Raw genomic sequence first — 17,788 nt, 5'->3', positions numbered from 1 at the left:
TTTGATTTTCATTGAGTATGAAATAAGATATGCACAAATTGATTAGAAAAGTCAAATGAATTTCTACAAATGTTTTAGCAATCGCAATCTACTTGTCTAGATTCAATCTGATATATTTTCGATTTAATGATATGGTATTTAAAACCTCCAAAGCAGCTTGCTCCATTATTTTACTTACGTGAGTGTAGATGTTATTTATTGTTTTAGCGTCTTTGTGTCCCACTCTAACCATTATAGCTTTTAATGGGATATTCTTCTCAGCTAGTGTACTAAGGAGTGTGTGCCTGAAAATATGGGAACTAAGGGGCTGGTTTATCGGTTTCGCTAGTTTAGTATTTGCCTTTTGAAAAGTGATTTTAAATGCCTTTCTCTAAATTTACATATCACTATTGTTTAACAAAATATAATCTGCTTTAGGTCACTTATTCTTTTTTGAAATGTAGAATGAACTTTTTCAAAGTTTTTCGAATCTTTTAAAATCTGTTTGTTTTATATCGTCATTCTCCCTCTTTTTTAATTCTCCCTATACAGCCTGACAACTTTTCCGATGGTGCGAATACGGTTGCTTTCGTCTAGGCAGATGTCGGGGTATTCGGGATTGAGTTTTTTGAGGTAGCCTTGGCGAAGTTTCTTGACCTAGTTAGCACCGTCTACTTGGAAGATGACGATGGTATTATAGTCAATCTGTGGGGGATTCTTGATAAATAGGTAGTTGCCGTTTCTTATCTTTGGCTCCATGGACTTGCTGACGACATAAGCGATTGCGTCGTAGTCGTCTGGGATTTCATCCTCATAGAATGGAAACTCCATATCTAAATTGTCGTCCTGCATCGAGCGGCTACCTGCAGAGATAAACTACCTAACACGAGAGTAAGTAGTCTGTCTGTAGTCGTCCAGTCTGATGATTTTTGCGATACTTCGTTTATCATCGTTTTTCTTCTCATACAGTTGCCTATCGGCATAGGTCAGTACTTTACCTTGTCTGGGTGATGCCCGTTGGTCGTAGATAGATTGGATATCGCTAGGAGAATCCTTTTGAACTGGAGGAAAGAGGACATCAATCAAGCTACTGAATACTTTAACTAAGTCAAATATAGTATTTTTCTTAGTAGACCTAACCCTTTTTTCATAGTTTCCAAGGGTGTTTTTACTTATACCAATCTTGGTACTCAATTCTTATTGAGTCCAACCATTACTAGTCTATATTGTTTTATTTTTCGCATGTAACAATTGCAATCTCTTCTTTATCCACGAATGAAATCTCTTTCTGTTTTTATAAGTAAAGCATAACACGAAATCCACGAAAATGAAAACTTTGTTGTGTTTTCGTAAAAAAATTGTTGACAGAGCACGAAACGCCTATTATAATTAAATCAAGCTTAAGGAAATAACAAAAAAAAACAAATCGGAGGGAAAGACGATGAGCATATTAAATGAGAAAGTAATCAATATCTGTAAATCAGTAGTTAAAGAAACTTTAATCCAAGACATTTAGGAGAAAAAGATGAAGAAATCAAGAAAATTAGCCATATTAGGAATCTGTTCAGCTTTGTTTTTAGGCTTGGCAGCTTGTCAGCAAGATGCTACAACTTCGAATGGGACGAGTCAAAGGCAAAGTAGTTCAACGAAAGTTCCATGGAAAGCTTCATACACCAACCTAAACAATCAGGTAAGTACAGAAGAGGTCAAATCTCTCTTATCAGCTCACTTGGATCCAAATAGTGTTGATGCCTTTTTTAATCTCGTTAATGATTACAATACCATTGTCGGCTCAACTGGCTTATCAGGAGATTTCACTTCCTTTACTCACACAGAATACGATGTTGAAAAAATCAGTCATCTCTGGAATCAAAAGAAGGGTGATTTTGTTGGAACCAACTGCCGTATCAATAGTTATTGTCTTTTGAAAAATTCAGTCACCATTCCAAAACTTGATAAGAATGATCAATTGCTTTTCCTAGATAACGATGCGATTGATAAGGGGAAGGTCTTTGATTCACAAGATAAGGAAGAGTTTGATATTCTATTTTCGAGAGTTCCAACTGAGGCAACGACGGATGTCAAGGTTCACGCTGAAAAGATGGAAACATTCTTCTCCCAATTTCAATTCAACGACAAAGCTCGAATGCTATCTGTAGTCTTGCACGACAATCTGGATGGTGAGTATCTGTTTGTAGGCCACGTTGGAGTCTTAGTACCGGCTGATGACGGTTTCTTATTTGTAGAGAAATTGACTTTCGAAGAGCCCTACCAAGCGATTAAATTTGCCAGCAAGGAAGATTGTTACAAGTATTTAGGCACCAAGTATGCGGATTATACAGGCGAGGGACTGGCTCAGCCTTTTATCATGGATAATGATAAGTGGGTTAAACTTTAATGGTGGTATGATATGACAGTAATCCTAGGACTTTTATTTCTATTTTTGATGAGTTGGTGGGTTATTTCAATCGTTAATAGCCAGAAACCACGAAAAAATGAAACATTTATTGGCTATATCCAAAGATACGATATTGATGGGAATGGCTATCAATCAGAAGTATGGGAAGTGACTGAGGAGGAAGATTTATAATTAAAGAACAGACTCGTCTTTACAGTATTGCACCTATTTCCAGATAGTCCATTTGTAGTTTTATCCAGATTGCTATATAATTTAACTTAGAGAAAATAGGAGGATCAATCAGATGGAATTAAAAGATTTTACAGAAAAAGAACAGGAAATGATTAAGAAGGGACTTACGACGTCTAAGATTAGTGACAAGGAAACTGCTGAGAAGATTCTTGCGCTAGTACCACAAGACTTGATTAAGCGAATCCCATTTTTCGTCAGAAAACATGCTACAACACGTACGATTAAACGCATTTCAATCGAACACCCTGAACTCTACGCTATAGCTCAAACAAGTGGTGAGATTCCAGAAAAAGAACGAGAAGAATTGCGTCAGATTATCACAACTATCTTTGAACAAAAGATGAATAAGCATAGTATTAAGTAGAGAATGAAAATGTATTTTATTGGCGGTTTGGGAAGCAATGTCTATCATAGCAAGGATCTTCTTCAAGAATTAGATTCGCAGGTCTATTTTCTAAATCCATATGAAAAGCATCTTCGAGATGAAACAGAATTGAAATCATGGTTTAAAAATCGATAGAAGAGGAAGAATCTATCTGTCTGATAGGCCATTCTCTTGGAGGAGATTTGGCTCGTTATCTCACATCGGAATTTGAAGAAGTGAAGAAACTGATTCTTTTGGATGGTGGCTATCTAGATTTAGATAAGATTTTACCTTTAGATACAGAGTTAGAGGAAACTAAAAATTATATCAAATCTCAAATTGTTTCGGACTTAGATGTTCTTATTTCTAAAGAAAAATCTGAAGCAAAGCATTGGTCAGAAAATATGGAGGAAGCTGTAAGACAGTCCTATCACTGGAATTCTGAGTATAATAGATATGAGTTGGCTATAAATTATGAAAATATAGAAGCGATACTCCGCTTACGGAGAAAAATACAAGCTTTTAAGAGAGAAGTGGGAGATACCTTGTTTATTAGTCTTCGCTATCCTAATGAAGCTACATGGAGAGAGGAAACACTAAAAGAATTACCAGATTATTTTGATACTATTTTTCTAGAAAACGTTGGCCATGAGCTTTATACTCAAGCACCCAAAAAAATCGCTAGTATGATTAATGAGTGGCTCTCTTATTCTCACTGAGTTGCTTGTATGGCTTGAAATGGTATAAGATGAAAATCTACAAGTCACTAATTCTCATATAACAAAAAAACGAACAGGCTCTTTTCTGTCATTCAGAAGAGAACTTGTTCGTTTTTATCTTGATTTTCTTAAAAAGCTCGATAAACATAGGGATTTTCTGGTTTATCGACTTTTGTAAAGCTGTCGATTTCCAAGGTTGGAAGGTTTTGTTTGAGTTCTTTATGGTAGTGATTGAGCAGTTTTCCTTTGGCCGTAATCCAAGTGTTGTTTTCATACTGCCGGGTATTTCCCTTGGTCAGCAATCCATAGACACCAGAATCTGCGATACAGTGGATAATGCCGAATCGGAACAGAAATTGACTATTGGCATGACTGGGGTCGTTATAGACAAAGCCTGTAAACTGGATTGTCTTGCCCTCAAACTCATCTGGATAGTCGTAGATAGCCTCCATGACCTCCATATAGTTTTCATTAGTGATCTGAATGCTATCCTGGGACAAGTATTTATCCGCCGCCGTTCGCATTTCCTTTTCATAGGCTGATTTTGAAAAATAAGAACTGGTGTCTGGTTTCAAATATTGGCTTGTCGTCCCTTCACTTGTCTGAATGGCTAGATCCGTTCCTTCCGATAGGGGGAAATGATAACCTTTAGCAGAAACGGTCTGAGAATCCAAGCTAACAGTTGGGAAAGTTAAGCCGATGACAAGTGGAATAGCCAGAAGAGAAATACTCGTCATCTTGGCCAATCGGCTGTTCAGATGACTGTGGGTTTTGATTTGCTTCATCCAGATATACAATTGAACAATTGCCAAGATAAAGGAAAGCACCATGGAGATATAGGCCAGATAGGAATAGTGCATGTTGATGTACTGGTTTAGTTTGCCCGACAGATGGAGGTAAATAGTCAGTTCAAAATAGCCAGCTAAAACTAAAAATCGAATCATAGGATGACTCCAATCAAGAGAGAATAGGCTAAAACGACCAGAGTCACAATCGTAATGAAGTGACTAATAAATCGTGCTTTCAAGTAATTTTTCATCATGAGAATATTTTTGATATCCAGCATTGGGCCAATGACGAGAAAGGCCAGAACTGGAGCCAAACCGAAACTCGAGAGAAGAGAAGCACCTATAAAGGCATCCGCCTCACTACAGAGCGAAAGAAGAAAGGATAAAATCATCAAGAGCAGGATGGCAAAAAGAGGGGTCGCACTGATAGAGGTCAGAATCCGAGTCGGAACGTAGACCTGTATTATAGAAGCAAAGAGGCAGCCAAATACCAAATAACGCCCCGTATCAAAAAATTCATCAATGGCCTGCACAAAGACTTGAAAAACTTTTTTTGCAGAACTCAAGTAAGAAAAATCATGCTCATGACAAGTCAGACGATTTTCTTTCTGAATCGGTTCTTGCCAGAAAAATCCTAGAAAAATTCCTAGTATTACAGCCACAAGAATGGAACCCAGAGCTCGTAATAGGGCGACATGGAAGGAGTTGCCAAAGGCAGAATAGGTCGCAAAAAGAACAATGGGATTGATAACAGGTGCTGTCACAAGAAAGGGAACGGCCGTGTAACTGGGAACCTTTTTTTCCAGAAAACGATTGATAATGGGGACGATTCCACATTCACAAGAAGGGAAAAGTATACCAACGAAGGTGCCAAAGAAGATTCTCCCCCAACGATTTCGAGGGAGAAAATGATAAACCCTGTCAGGTGTGATATAGACCTCAATCAGCCCTGAGACAATGCTTCCTATCAGAACGAAGGGAAGGGCTTCAATGATAATAGAGAGAAAAATGGCTCCAGTTTGAAGTACACTAGATGGGAGTTGTTGAAAAGCAGTCATCTAGTTTTTCTTTTCTGCTTTGGCTTTTTTCTCTTTGTCATCAGGGAAAGTGACTTGTTTCAAATCTGGGAGTTTAGCAAACTCTTCAAACATCTTGTCCAAGTCGTCTCGTTTTGTAAATTTTACAGCCATAGGTGTACCTCGATTCTAAATTCTACCTCTATTATACTATTATTTTGAGGAAAAGGGAAAAGTTAAAATTGAGTATCTAACGAATAATAGAGTTTGATATATCCTGATATACACTATGATTGTGATATAATAGTTGTGGAATAACGGAGGAAATTATGGATCATAAAAAAAATCGGTCAGATTACCGATGAAGTAAAAAAAATCGGTCAGATTACCGATGAAGTAAAAGAAATTTTTGATATTGTTCTTGAAGCGAGCGACATAAAGGTCAACAAAGACGGTTTGAGAAGCCATATGATAAAAGGCCATCACAATGATGTGATTCATCATATTGAAGACCTGGAACTCATACTAAGGAACCCAGATTTCGTCGGCATCAATCCACGAGAGAAAGACGCCAGTTTTGAATATGTAAAAAGATTTGATAATAATGTTCTTGTTGCGATTAAGTTGCGATTAAGTTACATAAAAGTGGTGATTTCTTTTATGTTCCGACCATGTATCGTTTACAAGATTACAAGTTACAAAGTCGTATTAAGTCTGGTAGATTGAGAAAACATAACATTAAATTGTCTGAAAATTTATTGACAGATTAGAAAAAACATAGTATAATGAAACGTAAAATGAATTCAGGTTTCCTGAACCGATAGGAGTATACAATGAAAAAACTAGGTTTTGTCCTTTTATCTTCAGCCTTGCTACTGACAGCATGTGCAGTCCGTTTTGAAAAATCAACCGAGACAAATGATTCATCTAAGGTGACAGCCTTGTCTGAAGACAAGCAAAAAATGCTTGATAAGGCCACTGCTGAATATAAGACTTTTGTGCAAGAGCAAATCGATAAGCTTTTGACAGATACGGAAGGCTTTGTCAAACTGTTGAAAGAAGGTAAGTTAGAAGAAGCCAAAAAGGTTTATCCACTGATTCGTATGTCTTATGAGCGTTCAGAACCAATTGCTGAAAGTTTTGGTGAGTCAGATGTCAAGATTGACTTCCGTTTGGCAGACTATATGGACGAAAACAAGACAGAAGAAGGTTGGTCAGGTTTCCACCGTATCGAGCGTATCCTTTGGGAAGACAATACAACTAAAGGAACTGAAAGTTATGGCGATCAGTTGGTCAATGATATCAAGGAATTGAAAGCCAAGATTGCAACTGTGGATGTGGACTACAAGGTCATGTTGACTGGGGCAGTCGACTTGCTTAACGAAGTAGCGACAAGCAAGATTACGGGTGAAGAGGAAATTTATTCTCATACAGACTTGTATGATTTCCGTGCAAATATCGAGGGAGCTGAGAAGATTTTCCAACTTTTTAAACCTTTACTTGAAAAATCAGATGCTAACCTAGTTAAAGAATTGGAAGCAGATTTCAAGTCAGTTAATAGTTTGCTGGACAAACAAATGACCGACAAGGAACACTACAAACTCTATACTGATTTGACAAAAGAAGATACCAAAGAATTGTCAGAAGCTGTGACAAAACTTGGTGAACCTCTATCACAAATGGGTAAATTTCTTAGTGGAGAATAAGAGTCATGACTGAAAAAGACGAAAAGTTTTTTGAAAAGAAAATGGACCGTCGAGAATTTCTAAAAAAAGCAGGGATTGGAGGGGCTGGTTTAGCGCTAGGACTCTCTGGTGCTTCTGCTTTTTTCGCACCTAAGCTAGGAAGTCAGGAAAAAATCTCGTACGGAAATGAAAAAATTGCTTTTTATGGCAAGAATCAAGCTGGGATTAGTACGCCCATGCAAAAGAATATCTATTTTGTCGTTTTGGACTTGCATACGACGGATAGAGATAAGATTATCCAGTTGTTCAAGGATTGGACGGATTATAGTGCCAAGTTGGTTGAGGGGGAATTGGTCAAAAAAGATGGACAGAATGCTCTCTTACCTCCTAGCGATACTGGGGAGACAGTCGGGCTTAACCCGCATCGTTTGACCCTGACTTTTGGTGTCTCTGCCAGTTTCTTGAAAAAGATGAACTTGGAAAACAAGCGTCCTCAAGTGTTCAGAGATTTACCGCCTTTTCCGAAGGAGCAATTGCGTGAAAAATATACAGGTGGAGATATTGTGATTCAGGCCTGTGCAGATGATGAGCAGGTTGCCTTTCATGCTATTCGAAATCTTATCCGTAAGGGGAGAAATGCAGTGACCCTCCGTTGGAGTCAGTCTGGTTTTGCAGCTATCGGTGATCGAATGGAGACTCCGCGTAACCTCTTTGGTTTTAAAGATGGAACAGCAAATCCAACCAAGGAGCAAGACTTTGACCGCGTTATCTGGGCTGATAGTAAGGATTGGATGGAAAATGGTTCATATATGGCAGTTCGTCGGATTCAGATGTTTTTAGAGACTTGGGATCGCACTAGTCTTGAAGAACAAGAAAATACTTTTGGTCGTTACAAGGAAAGTGGTGCTCCCTTTGGTAAGAAGAATGAGTTTGATGAAGTGGATTTGAGTCTCTTACCTGATGATTCGCATGTTCGTTTAGCTAAGGAAGTAGACAAGCCCCTTTTGCGACGTTCTTATTCTTACTCTGATGGAATTGATGAAAAAACTGGCCAGTTTGATACAGGATTGCTTTTCATTTCTTTCCAGAAGGATCCTGATAACTTTGTCAAGGTTCAAACCAATCTAGGTGCTACTGATAAGATGAATGAATATATCACTCACATCGGTAGTGGACTCTTTGCTTGCTTTGGTGGTGTGGAGAAAGGAGGCTACATTGGTCAGAAATTATTGGAAGGCTAGAAGCTGGTTACTAGTTTTAGCTTTGTCATTTTTAATTCTTTCCCCAGTAGGTGCCCAAGAAAGCTTGAGTTCTTACTTTGTGAAAATCACAGATGCTTCTAAAGCAGTGAAAAATGGGAATCAGTCTGAGGCCCAGAAACTTGTTCAAGAGATGGCATCAGACTTTGAAAGAGTAGAAGATAGCAATTCTGAGGCTGGTAAAGTCGTTAAGGAAAAGTTAGCTCAGTCAGGCGAGATTACTGAAGACAAACTCACCGAAATTTCTGCAGCCCTATTAGCTTTTGAAAAAGAACAAAATCCTGTTGACTTAGATGCGGAAAAGGAAAAATTGGTAAACCGTCTAAGTCCTCGTTTTGAAGCCTTGGAACAAGCCATTGCCTCCAAAGATTTGGAAAAGGTTCGAGAAGCTTTTAAGAAAATGAATTCCACTTGGACCATCAATGAAAGTGTGGTTCGTGACAATAGTACGGCCCATTATGGACGTGTTGAAACAGCTATTTCTTTCTTGCGTAGTAGTATGGAAACCGAGCCTACAGATTTTAATTCAATCCAGATTTCCTTTGAGGACTTAAAAAAGGCTATTGATGATTTTGTAGCTGGAAAAGCAGTCGTAGCAACATCTTCTGATTTGAGTCTTAAAGACGGTATTGCCCTTTTGACAAAGGCTTTGAAACAATTCCAAGCTGGTGATCAAGCATCAGGAGCAGCTAGCATGAAGGAATTCATCACTATCTGGCCAACGATTGAAGGCTCTGTTAGCACGACCAATCCTTCCCTCTATACTCGAGTGGAAAGTGAAAGCCCTGTGATTATGGTCAAGGGAAGTGAGAAGGAATACCAAGAAAAATTAGAAAAACTGATTGCAGATTTATCACAAATTGATACTAGCGCACGTTACAATGCCTTTGATGCCATGCTGATTCTCCTGAGAGAAGGGGTAGAGGCTCTCTTAATCGTCATGGCCTTGGTGACGACCTTGAAAGCAGCCAAGATGCGAAAGGGACTCAAGTGGGTTTATGGTGGTGCTATCACTGGAATCATGGCTAGTCTCCTTATTGCTTTTATCCTGCAAATTGCCTTTCCAGCAGTAACATCAGGCTCCAATCGTGAAATCATCGAAGGAGCAGTGGGAATTTTTGCAGTAGCTATGATGATTTTGATTGGAATCTGGCTCCACAGCAAATCCTCGGTCAAAAAATGGAATACCTTTATGGAGTCACAAATGGAAACAGTGACCAAGACAGGCTCCTTTATTTCCATGTTTGCTCTCAGTTTTCTAGCTGTTTTCCGTGAGGGAGCAGAAACCATTCTCTTTTATGTTGGGATTTTACCAAGGATTTCCAGCTTTGAATTTGTCTTGGGAATCTCACTTGCCTTACTGGTTCTGGTAATTATTGCCATAGTGATGAATAAGGCCAGTCAATTCTTCCTGCCACATAAGGTCTTCTTTATCCTGACTTGGATGATTTATGCCCTAGCCTTCAAGATGCTGGGAGTTAGTGTCCATGCTCTTCAGTTGACCAATATGGCACCAAATCACTTGCTGACAGGCTTTCCAACGATCGATTTGCTTGGAATTTATCCAAGTTGGGAAGGCTTGGTCAGCCAGCTAGTCTTTGTTATTATTGTCTTGATTGTCACTTTTAGACAGGGTGAAAAATAGATGGACAGAAAAGAATTGACAATCGTGGAACATCTGGTAGAATTTAGAAAGAGATTATTGGCTGTGGTCATTTGTTTCTTTTTGGTATTTTGTGTCTCCCTACTTTTTGCAGACCAGATTTATCAGTATGTGACCCAATCTTTTCAGCAAAAGTTGATTGTTTTAGGACCTAATGATATTTTATGGATTTACATACGTTTGGCTAGTCTGATGGCCTTTACCATCACCTTACCTTACACAGTTTATCATATTTGGTCTTTCATCAAGCCCGGTTTAAAGAAGGAAGAAGCGAGAGCTATTTTTGCCTATATTCCAGCTAGTTTCCTTTGTTTTCTGGTTGGACTGGCTTTTGGTTTTTACTTTGTAACACCGGCCTTACTTCAGGTTTTATTAGGGTTGGGAGAAGGTCTGTTTGAAACGCAGTTAACCGCCCAAAATTATCTGTCCTTTGTTTTTCAAACGACCTTGCCTTTGGCCCTGATTTTTGAGTTGCCAGTTATCATTGCCTTTTTGACGTCGATTGGGCTCATTGGAGCAGAATTATTGATTGCTTATCGCCGATATGCCTATTTTATCTTATTGGTACTTGCAGTCATCTTGACACCAGCCGACTTTGTTAGTGATTTGGCAATGACTGCCCCCTTGATTTTACTCTATGAATTAAGTATTGCTATCAGCAAATACATTATGAAACGCAAGCAGAAAGGAGAGAGAAATGGGAATCTTACGTGATATTGGAGCACCAGGATTGATTATCATCGTTTTAGGAGCTCTCTTGATATTTGGACCAAAACGATTGCCTGAATTAGGTGAATCAATCGGTAAAATGCTATCTGAATTTAAAAAAGCAGTTAAAGGAACTGAACATCAAGATAAGGAAGACTAAATCTTGTCAGATAAAAAAACTTTGTACTCTGAAAAGCATCGTGTGGCTAGCTAGAGTGCAAAGTTTTTTTATTTTTTAGTTAAAATGAAGACTGTGTTCCTTATAAGTACAAGGTTATTAAGAGAGTGGTGGACATTAAAATGATGATTTTGAGTTTTTGTTATTTTTGCTTTGGAGCAAGGTAACATAGTCACTTTTGGTGTGAAATAAGTGGGAAAGAAAAACAGTTCTTTGAGTCTGGTCGATAAAGTAAAGCAAGATATACTGACCGATAATTTTTCCTCGCGTAGGGTACTTACTGTTGATTTTTAGTTCGATTTTTTCATCTGCATCAAAGCCAGCTTCAGGAAAAGTTTCTAAACTTTTTAAGCCGTCTAAAATTCTGGCTACAGTATTCTTAGCAGACTGAGGTGATAAAAGAACAGTAGTAATGTAGTCATGGATATTGTCAATTGCCTGACTCACTTCAGTAGAAAGACTCACTTTATAAGCCATATCGTAGCCTCATATTGTCTAGGGAAGTTCCTTGTCCGGATTCGTATTCTCTTAAGGAGCGTTCAGATTGGGCTTGTAGTTCCTGAATCAATCGCTCACGATGTATATCTTCTACAGTTTTTATTGGTAAATCCTGTTCGAGAACAATCTGCTCGATAAAAAGACTAATAGCATCCGTCATAGTCATTCCTTTTTCCTTGATGATAGCTCTAGCTTGTTCCATTGATGACTCATTGATTTTAAAATTGTATTGCTTAGTAAGTGATGTCGTCATGGTATATCTCCAATCTATACTATATATAGCTAGTATATATCTTTTATATTTTTTAGGCAAGAGAAAACTTTGTACTCTAGAAACTATCGAGAGTGTAAAGTTTTTTTAGTTTGGAACATGAAAACAGCAGTTGATTTCAAGAAACAAAAAAGAACAGCCGAAGCTGTCTTTTTATCATTATTTGAGACCGTATTTTTTGTTGAAACGATCCACGCGTCCATCTGCTTGAGTGAACTTTTGACGTCCGGTGTAGAATGGGTGTGAGTCTGATGAAATTTCCACACGGATCAATGGGTAAGTTTCGCCTTCGAACTCAACTGTTTCGTTAGAGCGTTTTGTTGAACCGCTAAGGAATTGGTAACCAGTAGTTGTGTCCATGAAGACAACTGGGCGATATTCTGGATGGATATCTTTTTTCATTTTACAATATTTCCTTTCTGCCATGGTCTCTTTGCGAGCCATAGATTGTTACCATACTAGTCTATCAGATTCTGAAAAGTTTGGCAAGTATTTTATCAGTTTTTAAGCAAGTTTTTTAACTTTTGGTAGATGATTTCGTTTTCTTCTAGGCTATAGGAATTAGCACCACTTGCTAGAGGGTGGCCTCCACCATCATGTTCCTTGGCGATTTCATTGATAGGATGGATTTTACTACGTAAGCGAACGCGGTAGTGGCCATCAGCCTGCTCCACAAAAATTCCCCAGAGACTGACGCTGTCAATGCGTCCAGGTGCACCGACAATGGCTGCAGTTTCAGCATCGGTGACATTGAATCGTTTTAAGATTTCCTGACTCAGGATAACACGAGCAGCACCATTTTCATCCACTTCCAGATGGTCGTAGATGTAGCCTTGAAGTTTAGCAATTTTGTAACTCATAGTGTCCATTTTGCGAGTGAGAGCCGCAAAGTCAAAGTTATGTTCTCTCAAATAAGCAGCCAGGCGAAGAGTCCGTGCAGTGGTAGAAGGGTAGAGGAAACGACCTGTATCGCCAACGATTCCTGCAAAGAGCAACTCAGCAGCGCAATCTGACAAGGCTAGCTGGGTTGTTTGGGCAAATAGGGTAATCATCTCACTAGCGCTACTTGAACTAGTATCTACCCAAGATAAGTCGCCATATACATCATCATTTGGATGGTGGTCAATCTTAATGAGAAAATCACTTTGACTATAGCGCTTATCATCGATACGAGCGGTATTAGCTGTATCACAGACGATGACAAGGGCTCCTTGGTAGGCATTATCTTCAACAGAATCCATTTCAGCCATCCAAGTAAGAGTTGGTTCATCAAAACCAACTGCTTTGATGTTTTTTTCTGGGAAATGATGTTTGAGAAGAGCTTTCAAACCCACCTGACTTCCCAAGGCATCAGGGTCTGGTTTCATATGACGATGAATGATAATCGTGTCGTATTCTTTGATTTTTTCTAAAATTTGATGGCAAATTTCCATAAATAACCTCAATTCTTTCTCATTTCATTGTAGCACAAGAATTTTTATTTTTAAAATGAAAAAGATGTGATATAATGGAGAAAGATAAATTGAGGAGGACGATATGGTATTAGCAAAAATTGTATTTGCCAGTATGACCGGTAATACCGAAGAAATTGCAGATATTGTAGCAGACAAATTACGTGACTTGGGCTTGGATGTCGATGTTGATGAATGTACAACTGTTGACGCTTCAGACTTCTTGGAAGCTGACATCGCTATCGTTGCGACCTATACTTATGGTGATGGTGAATTGCCAGATGAGATGATGGACTTCTACGAAGACCTAGCAGATCTCAACTTGAATGGCAAAATCTACGGAGTGGTTGGTTCAGGAGATACCTTCTACGATGAATTCTGTAAGGCTGTTGATGACTTTGATCGTGTTTTTGTTTCGACAGGAGCAGAAAAAGGTTCAGAATGTGTTAAAGTTGATCTCTCTGCTGAGGAAGAAGACATTGAGCGCTTGGAACAATTCGCAGAAGAATTGGCTGCTAAAGTAGGATAAGTATAAACGTGCGCTGATGTAATCAATCAGTGCATTTTTCTTATCGTGAGTTAGGATTTTACTAGCCTATTTGGTGGCTTTTTGATACAATAATTCAAATAAAGGAGGAGACTGTATGGATTTAGATAGTATTCGTCAAGAAATTGATCAAATCGACGACCAAATCGTCAAGCTCTTAGAAGAACGAATGCATTTGGTTGAGGGTGTAGTTGCCTATAAGAAAGCTTCAGGTAAACCGATTTTAGATACCAAGAGAGAAGCGGTTATTTTTGAAAAGGTTAGAAGTCGTGTAGGAGATAAGCGCTATCAGGAAACTATTGTCGCGACTTTTTCGGACATACTCAAACGTTCGCGTGATTATCAGAATCAGAATATCAAATGAAAAAAGAACAATTTTATCCGCTAGGCATTTTTATAGCTGCTATGTTGGGCGGACTTGTGCGCTACCTTGTTTCTACTTGGTTATCAGCCAGTCCAGACTTTCCTTGGGGCACTCTCTTTGTCAACTATCTGGGAATTTTCTGCTTGATTTATCTTGTCAAGGGATATCTGGTCTATAAGGGGACTAGTAAGGGCTTGATTTTAGCACTAGGGACGGGCTTTTGTGGAGGTTTAACAACTTTTTCCAGCCTAATGCTTGATACTGTGAAGCTGCTTGATACAGGGCGTTATCTTAGTTTAGTCCTGTATTTGCTTTTGAGCATCGGTGGAGGCCTACTCTTAGCTTATTTTCTAGGGAGGAAGAAATGGTAATGGTCTATCTTGCAATTGCTTGTGGTTTCGGAGCTTTAGTGCGCTATTTCTTTTCCCGCTATAATCAAACTTCTAAATTGCCCCTCGGAACGCTCATAATCAATCTTCTAGGTTGTTTTTTAATTGGATTATTCTACAATCATGTGGAGTCTAAGGAAGTCTATGCTATTTTAGCAACAGGATTTTGTGGAGGTTTGACAACTTTTTCGACCTTGAATGACGAACTCCAAAGATTGTTAAGTGATAGGAAGGGATTTTATTCTTATTTAGCTTTGACCTACCTCGGTGGTTTGATTGCGATTTTTTTAGGAATTCTGCTATAAATTTCTTTACTTTTTTGTGGAAATTTGGTAAACTGTATCTTGTGTGTAATGGACGCACAAAAATACAGTTTATCCGCTGAGGAAGATTCCTCAAGATTGACAAAGATAGGAGAATAAAATGAATCCATTAATCCAAAGCTTGACTGAAGGTCAACTTCGTACAGATATCCCATCATTCCGTCCTGGTGACACTGTTCGTGTACACGCGAAAGTTGTCGAAGGTAACCGTGAACGTATCCAGATTTTTGAAGGTGTTGTTATCGCACGTAAAGGTGCTGGTATCTCAGAAAACTACACAGTTCGTAAAATCTCTAACGGTGTAGGTGTTGAGCGTATCTTCCCAATCCACACTCCACGTGTTGAAAAAATCGAAGTTGTTCGTTACGGTAAAGTACGTCGTGCGAAATTGTACTACTTGCGTGCTCTTCAAGGTAAGGCAGCTCGTATCAAAGAAATCCGTCGTTAATTCGACTAAAACTCTGCTTTTTCAGCAGAGTTTTTATCTAGCTCCCTTAGTTCAATGGATATAACAACTCCCTCCTAAGGAGTAGTTGCAGGTTCGATTCCTGCAGGGGGCATAATAAGAAGCGTAAAGAAACATAAAGAATATTCAAAGTGTTTATTTGTAGGCAATCATCACAATTTAGTTTTTTAAAATAGGTTAGTATTTTTGGAATCTTTGACCAAAGTGTGACCAAAATTTGACCAAAAGTCAATGAATATAGAATAAAGTAGATCAGGAAGCTGGTCTATTTTATTTTGTAGTTATTGAGAAAAAGTGGTTTGTTTTAATTTGACTATTACACACATAATGCGTATAATAGTAAGTGTAAGGAGGTAACGAATATATATGCCACTTACAGGTAAAGAAATGGTGAAACTAGCTCTTGAGAATGGATGGGTTGAAGTTCGTCAAAGAGGAAGTCATCATCATTTTAAGAAAGAGGTTTTTTCTTATCTTGTCACGATTCCAGTTCATGGAAATGAAGATTTGGGAAAGGGATTGGAGAGAAAGATTCTCAAAGATTTAGGATTGTAATTTTTACTTTCCTAAGTCTTTTTACATCAGAGGTAGTAGAATGTTGGGGGTAGTAGAATGTTAAAAACGTATCCAGCTATTTTTCATAAAGAAGGAACAGGATATTGGGTAGAATTTCCAGAATTTGGTGGTGGTACAGAAGGAAAAAATATCGAAGAAGCGATGAAAAATGCTCGAGAAATGCTTGAAAATGTTTTAGCTTCTTATATCGATGAAGGGATGGCGTTGCCTACTCCAAGTGATATTTTAAAGATTGAAGTTTCAGATGGTTTTGTATCAATGATTCAAGTTGATCCTGCGCCTTTTGTGAGAAGTAACAAGGCGATTAGAAAGAACGTGACCGTTCCTGAATGGCTAGTTCGTCTTGCTGATCGAGAAAAGATTAACTATTCAGAAGTTTTGGCACAAGCATTAGAGAAGAAGTTGCAAGTTTAAATTTAAAGACTGTATTTATTAGGGAATAAGTTTGATATGTATTGGTAAAAGTGATACAATAGATATACAAGAAGAAAAGGAGAAATGCTATGTCACAAATTGCTGTAAGAGTAGATGATGAATTGAAAAAAGAAGCGACTGCGATTTTTAATGAGTTGGGGTTAGATATGTCAACTGCTGTGAAGTTATTTTTGAAGCAAAGTGTGTTGACAAGAAGTATTCCTTTTGAAGTTAAACTTGATTCTGAGTAAGGTGAAATAAAAGTGTGGATAGATATAATCTAAAGGGGTTCGGTTATGGTTTATACAATAGATCAGATAAAGGAAAAAATTGTTCCTGTTGCTAAACAATATGATTTATCTAAAATTTATCTATTTGGCTCTTATGCTAGGGGCGAAGCTGATGGGAAAAGTGATGTTGATATTGCTTTGGAGTTAGAGGATGATTCTATATATTTTGATGTATATGGTAGACTTTTGACTATTTTTGATGGTAATATAGATATTCTATTGGTTAGTGATTTACTTTCTCCAAAAACAAACATTGGGAAGTTAGTCAAGAAAAATTTTTTGAATGATAGAGAGGTTATTTATGAGAAGTCAATCTCTTGAAACTGATATAGCATATTTGAAGGATATGGTTTTATATCTTGATAAGGCCGATGCTGTTTTGTATAAAGCAAGAAGATATAATTTACCTTTAGATGATGATATGGTAGTTGATTCTATCGCTATGAATTTAGGACAGGTAGGAGAACAGTTATCGTTAGGCAAATTATCAGAGGAAGTAAAACAGAAGTATTCAGATAGGATAAACTGGACTCAGATAAAAGGTTTTAGAAATTTTATTTATCATAATTATTCTAACTTAAATTTTAAAATTATAGAGGGTATATTGAAGGAATCTGTTCCCAAAACGAAAGAATCTTTACACTCGATTATAAGAGAATTAGAAGGTGAATTATAAAATAGAAAATGAAAGAGAAACTCTAAAAACGTATGGAAGATTTGCTAGAAATCGACAAATTTTATTCCTCAAAAAACGAATACTTCCATAAGAGAAATTATTATTGATGAAGATTTAATATCTGTATTGGATGCATTGAAAGAGGAACAAGATAAGGTTCTTTATAATCGTGAAGAATTAAAGAAATATGATTTGGTCTCTTGTGATAGAAGGTATAAACTTTCTACAAATTATGGATTGAATAAATACTTGAAAGTATTTTTATCCGAACTTGGGATAGGTAGCCAAACCATGATAGCAAAAGCAGGCAGGCATATTTACGGTTTATATTTATTAGACTTCCTGCAAAACTAGAATCCTAGTTCATGATTGATAATACCAGCAATCAAATTCATTCGTAATCCGAAGCGTTTACGATGATTTCGATAGGTTGTTGAAAATATTTTAAACGTTTTCATAGTGAAATGAAATAAGAACAGGACAAATCAATCAAGACAGTCAAATCGATTTCTAA

Annotated in this window: 30 protein-coding genes, 1 tRNA gene and 3 pseudogenes; 22 read left to right on the top strand and 12 right to left on the bottom strand. The window is 37.8% G+C overall.

The genetic code is table 11. The annotated features are described in order from the left end of the window. Positions 1-88: 88 nt before the first annotated feature. The 3 genes from HT723_RS06915 to HT723_RS11935 all read right to left on the bottom strand — a co-directional run bounded on the left by HT723_RS06915 (position 89) and on the right by HT723_RS11935 (position 1,173). A complete protein-coding gene (locus HT723_RS06915) occupies positions 89-355 on the bottom strand; it encodes a tyrosine-type recombinase/integrase (protein ID WP_078374357.1) in 267 nt (88 codons plus the stop codon). A 281-nt stretch (positions 356-636) separates the two neighbouring features. Next, positions 637-831, bottom strand: a complete 195-nt coding sequence (locus HT723_RS11940; protein ID WP_007284915.1) for a S24 family peptidase — start codon at positions 829-831, stop codon at positions 637-639. A gap of 24 nt (positions 832-855) precedes the next feature. Further along, positions 856-1,173: a hypothetical protein gene (locus HT723_RS11935; RefSeq protein WP_050208382.1), complete on the bottom strand. Its 318-nt coding sequence runs from the start codon at positions 1,171-1,173 to the stop codon at positions 856-858. Between the two features lie 331 nt (positions 1,174-1,504). On the opposite strand from HT723_RS11935, the gene HT723_RS06905 reads away from it, so the two are divergent. From HT723_RS06905 to HT723_RS06890, 4 genes and pseudogenes are all read left to right on the top strand, one after another. After that, positions 1,505-2,377, top strand: a complete 873-nt coding sequence (locus HT723_RS06905; protein ID WP_000749590.1) for a DUF4300 family protein — start codon at positions 1,505-1,507, stop codon at positions 2,375-2,377. A 12-nt stretch (positions 2,378-2,389) separates the two neighbouring features. Next, positions 2,390-2,569: a hypothetical protein gene (locus HT723_RS06900; RefSeq protein WP_000216060.1), complete on the top strand. Its 180-nt coding sequence runs from the start codon at positions 2,390-2,392 to the stop codon at positions 2,567-2,569. Positions 2,570-2,681: 112 nt separating this feature from the next. After that, on the top strand, positions 2,682-2,993 hold the full coding sequence (locus HT723_RS06895) for a hypothetical protein (RefSeq protein ID WP_172934898.1): 312 nt from the start codon (positions 2,682-2,684) through the stop codon (positions 2,991-2,993). Positions 2,994-2,996: 3 nt separating this feature from the next. Beyond that, positions 2,997-3,712 (top strand): annotated as a pseudogene (locus tag HT723_RS06890) (alpha/beta hydrolase). Between the two features lie 128 nt (positions 3,713-3,840). Here HT723_RS06890 and HT723_RS06885 read toward each other — a convergent pair. From HT723_RS06885 to HT723_RS11600, 4 genes are all read right to left on the bottom strand, one after another. Continuing rightward, positions 3,841-4,656: a TIGR03943 family protein gene (locus tag HT723_RS06885; protein WP_000617832.1), complete on the bottom strand. Its 816-nt coding sequence runs from the start codon at positions 4,654-4,656 to the stop codon at positions 3,841-3,843. Further along, entirely contained in the window at positions 4,653-5,558 is a 906-nt protein-coding gene (locus HT723_RS06880) for a permease (RefSeq protein WP_000123628.1), read from the bottom strand. The genes HT723_RS06885 and HT723_RS06880 overlap by 4 nt, the downstream gene beginning before the upstream one ends. Then, positions 5,559-5,690: an SPJ_0845 family protein gene (locus HT723_RS11825; RefSeq protein ID WP_000268685.1), complete on the bottom strand. Its 132-nt coding sequence runs from the start codon at positions 5,688-5,690 to the stop codon at positions 5,559-5,561. Positions 5,691-5,843: 153 nt separating this feature from the next. Next, on the bottom strand, positions 5,844-6,017 hold the full coding sequence (locus tag HT723_RS11600) for a hypothetical protein (protein ID WP_240154955.1): 174 nt from the start codon (positions 6,015-6,017) through the stop codon (positions 5,844-5,846). On the opposite strand from HT723_RS11600, the gene HT723_RS06875 reads away from it, so the two are divergent. From HT723_RS06875 to tatA, 6 genes are all read left to right on the top strand, one after another. After that, the gene (locus HT723_RS06875; RefSeq protein ID WP_238375691.1) at positions 5,931-6,242 is read left to right on the top strand and encodes a hypothetical protein; all 312 of its coding nucleotides are present in this window, start codon (positions 5,931-5,933) and stop codon (positions 6,240-6,242) included. The two genes, HT723_RS11600 and HT723_RS06875, sit on opposite strands and share 87 nt — an antisense overlap. A 107-nt stretch (positions 6,243-6,349) precedes the next feature. Continuing rightward, positions 6,350-7,222 carry an iron uptake system protein EfeO gene (gene efeO, locus HT723_RS06870; protein ID WP_023936132.1) on the top strand — a complete coding sequence of 291 codons (873 nt, stop codon included), beginning with the start codon at positions 6,350-6,352 and terminating at the stop codon, positions 7,220-7,222. 5 nt (positions 7,223-7,227) lie between these two features. Then, entirely contained in the window at positions 7,228-8,442 is a 1,215-nt protein-coding gene (gene efeB / locus HT723_RS06865) for an iron uptake transporter deferrochelatase/peroxidase subunit (protein ID WP_172934897.1), read from the top strand. After that, the gene (locus HT723_RS06860; RefSeq protein WP_172934896.1) at positions 8,417-10,105 is read left to right on the top strand and encodes an FTR1 family protein; all 1,689 of its coding nucleotides are present in this window, start codon (positions 8,417-8,419) and stop codon (positions 10,103-10,105) included. The genes efeB and HT723_RS06860 overlap by 26 nt, the downstream gene beginning before the upstream one ends. Further along, positions 10,106-10,837: a twin-arginine translocase subunit TatC gene (gene tatC, locus HT723_RS06855; RefSeq protein WP_054392927.1), complete on the top strand. Its 732-nt coding sequence runs from the start codon at positions 10,106-10,108 to the stop codon at positions 10,835-10,837. Next, positions 10,821-10,991, top strand: a complete 171-nt coding sequence (gene tatA / locus HT723_RS06850) for a twin-arginine translocase TatA/TatE family subunit (protein WP_054392926.1) — start codon at positions 10,821-10,823, stop codon at positions 10,989-10,991. Before tatC ends, tatA begins: the two co-directional genes overlap by 17 nt. Positions 10,992-11,126: 135 nt before the next feature. Here tatA and HT723_RS06845 read toward each other — a convergent pair whose 3' ends face one another. The 4 genes from HT723_RS06845 to HT723_RS06830 form a co-directional block, all read right to left on the bottom strand. Beyond that, positions 11,127-11,486, bottom strand: a complete 360-nt coding sequence (locus HT723_RS06845) for a type II toxin-antitoxin system RelE/ParE family toxin (RefSeq protein ID WP_054392925.1) — start codon at positions 11,484-11,486, stop codon at positions 11,127-11,129. Further along, entirely contained in the window at positions 11,476-11,760 is a 285-nt protein-coding gene (locus tag HT723_RS06840; RefSeq protein ID WP_172934895.1) for a type II toxin-antitoxin system RelB/DinJ family antitoxin, read from the bottom strand. The genes HT723_RS06845 and HT723_RS06840 overlap by 11 nt, the downstream gene beginning before the upstream one ends. A gap of 177 nt (positions 11,761-11,937) precedes the next feature. Continuing rightward, complete coding sequence (locus HT723_RS06835; protein ID WP_000710764.1) at positions 11,938-12,180, bottom strand: type B 50S ribosomal protein L31; 243 nt, start codon at positions 12,178-12,180, stop codon at positions 11,938-11,940. 95 nt (positions 12,181-12,275) lie between these two features. Next, a complete protein-coding gene (locus HT723_RS06830) occupies positions 12,276-13,211 on the bottom strand; it encodes a bifunctional oligoribonuclease/PAP phosphatase NrnA (protein WP_119943628.1) in 936 nt (311 codons plus the stop codon). A 103-nt stretch (positions 13,212-13,314) separates the two neighbouring features. Between HT723_RS06830 and HT723_RS06825 the strand changes: the two genes are divergently transcribed. The 12 genes and pseudogenes from HT723_RS06825 to HT723_RS11930 form a co-directional block, all read left to right on the top strand. Next, complete coding sequence (locus HT723_RS06825) at positions 13,315-13,758, top strand: flavodoxin (protein WP_000241950.1); 444 nt, start codon at positions 13,315-13,317, stop codon at positions 13,756-13,758. Between the two features lie 115 nt (positions 13,759-13,873). Continuing rightward, positions 13,874-14,140 carry a chorismate mutase gene (locus HT723_RS06820; protein ID WP_000362492.1) on the top strand — a complete coding sequence of 89 codons (267 nt, stop codon included), beginning with the start codon at positions 13,874-13,876 and terminating at the stop codon, positions 14,138-14,140. Beyond that, positions 14,137-14,511, top strand: a complete 375-nt coding sequence (gene crcB, locus HT723_RS06815; protein ID WP_000712082.1) for a fluoride efflux transporter CrcB — start codon at positions 14,137-14,139, stop codon at positions 14,509-14,511. The genes HT723_RS06820 and crcB (HT723_RS06815) overlap by 4 nt, the downstream gene beginning before the upstream one ends. Then, complete coding sequence (crcB, locus tag HT723_RS06810; RefSeq protein WP_172934894.1) at positions 14,505-14,834, top strand: fluoride efflux transporter CrcB; 330 nt, start codon at positions 14,505-14,507, stop codon at positions 14,832-14,834. Before crcB (HT723_RS06815) ends, crcB (HT723_RS06810) begins: the two co-directional genes overlap by 7 nt. A gap of 118 nt (positions 14,835-14,952) precedes the next feature. Next, a complete protein-coding gene (gene rplS / locus HT723_RS06805; RefSeq protein WP_001068669.1) occupies positions 14,953-15,300 on the top strand; it encodes a 50S ribosomal protein L19 in 348 nt (115 codons plus the stop codon). 40 nt (positions 15,301-15,340) lie between these two features. Then, a tRNA-Arg gene (locus HT723_RS06800) sits at positions 15,341-15,412 on the top strand. 272 nt (positions 15,413-15,684) lie between these two features. Beyond that, a complete protein-coding gene (locus HT723_RS06795; RefSeq protein ID WP_172934893.1) occupies positions 15,685-15,873 on the top strand; it encodes a type II toxin-antitoxin system HicA family toxin in 189 nt (62 codons plus the stop codon). 57 nt (positions 15,874-15,930) lie between these two features. Further along, the gene (locus HT723_RS06790) at positions 15,931-16,308 is read left to right on the top strand and encodes a type II toxin-antitoxin system HicB family antitoxin (protein WP_000921490.1); all 378 of its coding nucleotides are present in this window, start codon (positions 15,931-15,933) and stop codon (positions 16,306-16,308) included. An 89-nt stretch (positions 16,309-16,397) separates the two neighbouring features. Beyond that, a complete protein-coding gene (locus HT723_RS06785; protein ID WP_000077979.1) occupies positions 16,398-16,559 on the top strand; it encodes a type II toxin-antitoxin system RelB/DinJ family antitoxin in 162 nt (53 codons plus the stop codon). A 45-nt stretch (positions 16,560-16,604) separates the two neighbouring features. Continuing rightward, the gene (locus HT723_RS06780) at positions 16,605-16,919 is read left to right on the top strand and encodes a nucleotidyltransferase domain-containing protein (protein WP_000263130.1); all 315 of its coding nucleotides are present in this window, start codon (positions 16,605-16,607) and stop codon (positions 16,917-16,919) included. After that, positions 16,900-17,274, top strand: a complete 375-nt coding sequence (locus tag HT723_RS06775; RefSeq protein WP_001257560.1) for a HepT-like ribonuclease domain-containing protein — start codon at positions 16,900-16,902, stop codon at positions 17,272-17,274. The genes HT723_RS06780 and HT723_RS06775 overlap by 20 nt, the downstream gene beginning before the upstream one ends. Before the next feature lies 1 nt (position 17,275). Beyond that, positions 17,276-17,610 (top strand): annotated as a pseudogene (locus HT723_RS11930) (site-specific integrase); the annotation flags it as partial. A gap of 14 nt (positions 17,611-17,624) precedes the next feature. Here the strand turns inward: HT723_RS11930 and HT723_RS06765 are convergent. After that, a pseudogene (locus HT723_RS06765) lies at positions 17,625-17,732 on the bottom strand (IS5/IS1182 family transposase); the annotation flags it as partial. Positions 17,733-17,788: the final 56 nt, after the last annotated feature.

The organism is Streptococcus sp. 2106, from assembly GCF_013277315.1.
GTDB classification, from domain to species: domain Bacteria; phylum Bacillota; class Bacilli; order Lactobacillales; family Streptococcaceae; genus Streptococcus; species Streptococcus pseudopneumoniae.
The sequence above is the reverse complement of the archived record's forward strand: the minus strand, read 5'-3'. Positions and strand labels throughout refer to the sequence as shown.

Excerpts from the sequence above, each read along its gene's own strand:
- tatC (WP_054392927.1), top strand. The coding sequence starts at position 10,106 with ATGGACAGAAAAGAATTGACAATCGTGGAACATCTGGTAGAATTTAGA.
- HT723_RS06825 (WP_000241950.1), top strand. The coding sequence starts at position 13,315 with ATGGTATTAGCAAAAATTGTATTTGCCAGTATGACCGGTAATACCGAA.
- HT723_RS06845 (WP_054392925.1), bottom strand. The coding sequence starts at position 11,486 with ATGGCTTATAAAGTGAGTCTTTCTACTGAAGTGAGTCAGGCAATTGAC.
- HT723_RS06780 (WP_000263130.1), top strand. The coding sequence starts at position 16,605 with ATGGTTTATACAATAGATCAGATAAAGGAAAAAATTGTTCCTGTTGCT.
- efeB (WP_172934897.1), top strand. The coding sequence starts at position 7,228 with ATGACTGAAAAAGACGAAAAGTTTTTTGAAAAGAAAATGGACCGTCGA.
- rplS (WP_001068669.1), top strand. The coding sequence starts at position 14,953 with ATGAATCCATTAATCCAAAGCTTGACTGAAGGTCAACTTCGTACAGAT.
- crcB (WP_172934894.1), top strand. The coding sequence starts at position 14,505 with ATGGTAATGGTCTATCTTGCAATTGCTTGTGGTTTCGGAGCTTTAGTG.
- HT723_RS06820 (WP_000362492.1), top strand. The coding sequence starts at position 13,874 with ATGGATTTAGATAGTATTCGTCAAGAAATTGATCAAATCGACGACCAA.
- HT723_RS06795 (WP_172934893.1), top strand. The coding sequence starts at position 15,685 with ATGCCACTTACAGGTAAAGAAATGGTGAAACTAGCTCTTGAGAATGGA.
- crcB (WP_000712082.1), top strand. The coding sequence starts at position 14,137 with ATGAAAAAAGAACAATTTTATCCGCTAGGCATTTTTATAGCTGCTATG.
- efeO (WP_023936132.1), top strand. The coding sequence starts at position 6,350 with ATGAAAAAACTAGGTTTTGTCCTTTTATCTTCAGCCTTGCTACTGACA.
- HT723_RS06880 (WP_000123628.1), bottom strand. The coding sequence starts at position 5,558 with ATGACTGCTTTTCAACAACTCCCATCTAGTGTACTTCAAACTGGAGCC.
- HT723_RS11600 (WP_240154955.1), bottom strand. The coding sequence starts at position 6,017 with ATGAATCACATCATTGTGATGGCCTTTTATCATATGGCTTCTCAAACC.
- HT723_RS06885 (WP_000617832.1), bottom strand. The coding sequence starts at position 4,656 with ATGATTCGATTTTTAGTTTTAGCTGGCTATTTTGAACTGACTATTTAC.
- HT723_RS06835 (WP_000710764.1), bottom strand. The coding sequence starts at position 12,180 with ATGAAAAAAGATATCCATCCAGAATATCGCCCAGTTGTCTTCATGGAC.
- tatA (WP_054392926.1), top strand. The coding sequence starts at position 10,821 with ATGGGAATCTTACGTGATATTGGAGCACCAGGATTGATTATCATCGTT.
- HT723_RS11940 (WP_007284915.1), bottom strand. The coding sequence starts at position 831 with ATGCAGGACGACAATTTAGATATGGAGTTTCCATTCTATGAGGATGAA.
- HT723_RS06830 (WP_119943628.1), bottom strand. The coding sequence starts at position 13,211 with ATGGAAATTTGCCATCAAATTTTAGAAAAAATCAAAGAATACGACACG.
- HT723_RS06895 (WP_172934898.1), top strand. The coding sequence starts at position 2,682 with ATGGAATTAAAAGATTTTACAGAAAAAGAACAGGAAATGATTAAGAAG.
- HT723_RS06790 (WP_000921490.1), top strand. The coding sequence starts at position 15,931 with ATGTTAAAAACGTATCCAGCTATTTTTCATAAAGAAGGAACAGGATAT.
- HT723_RS06905 (WP_000749590.1), top strand. The coding sequence starts at position 1,505 with ATGAAGAAATCAAGAAAATTAGCCATATTAGGAATCTGTTCAGCTTTG.
- HT723_RS06785 (WP_000077979.1), top strand. The coding sequence starts at position 16,398 with ATGTCACAAATTGCTGTAAGAGTAGATGATGAATTGAAAAAAGAAGCG.
- HT723_RS06775 (WP_001257560.1), top strand. The coding sequence starts at position 16,900 with ATGAGAAGTCAATCTCTTGAAACTGATATAGCATATTTGAAGGATATG.
- HT723_RS11825 (WP_000268685.1), bottom strand. The coding sequence starts at position 5,690 with ATGGCTGTAAAATTTACAAAACGAGACGACTTGGACAAGATGTTTGAA.
- HT723_RS06840 (WP_172934895.1), bottom strand. The coding sequence starts at position 11,760 with ATGACGACATCACTTACTAAGCAATACAATTTTAAAATCAATGAGTCA.
- HT723_RS06900 (WP_000216060.1), top strand. The coding sequence starts at position 2,390 with ATGACAGTAATCCTAGGACTTTTATTTCTATTTTTGATGAGTTGGTGG.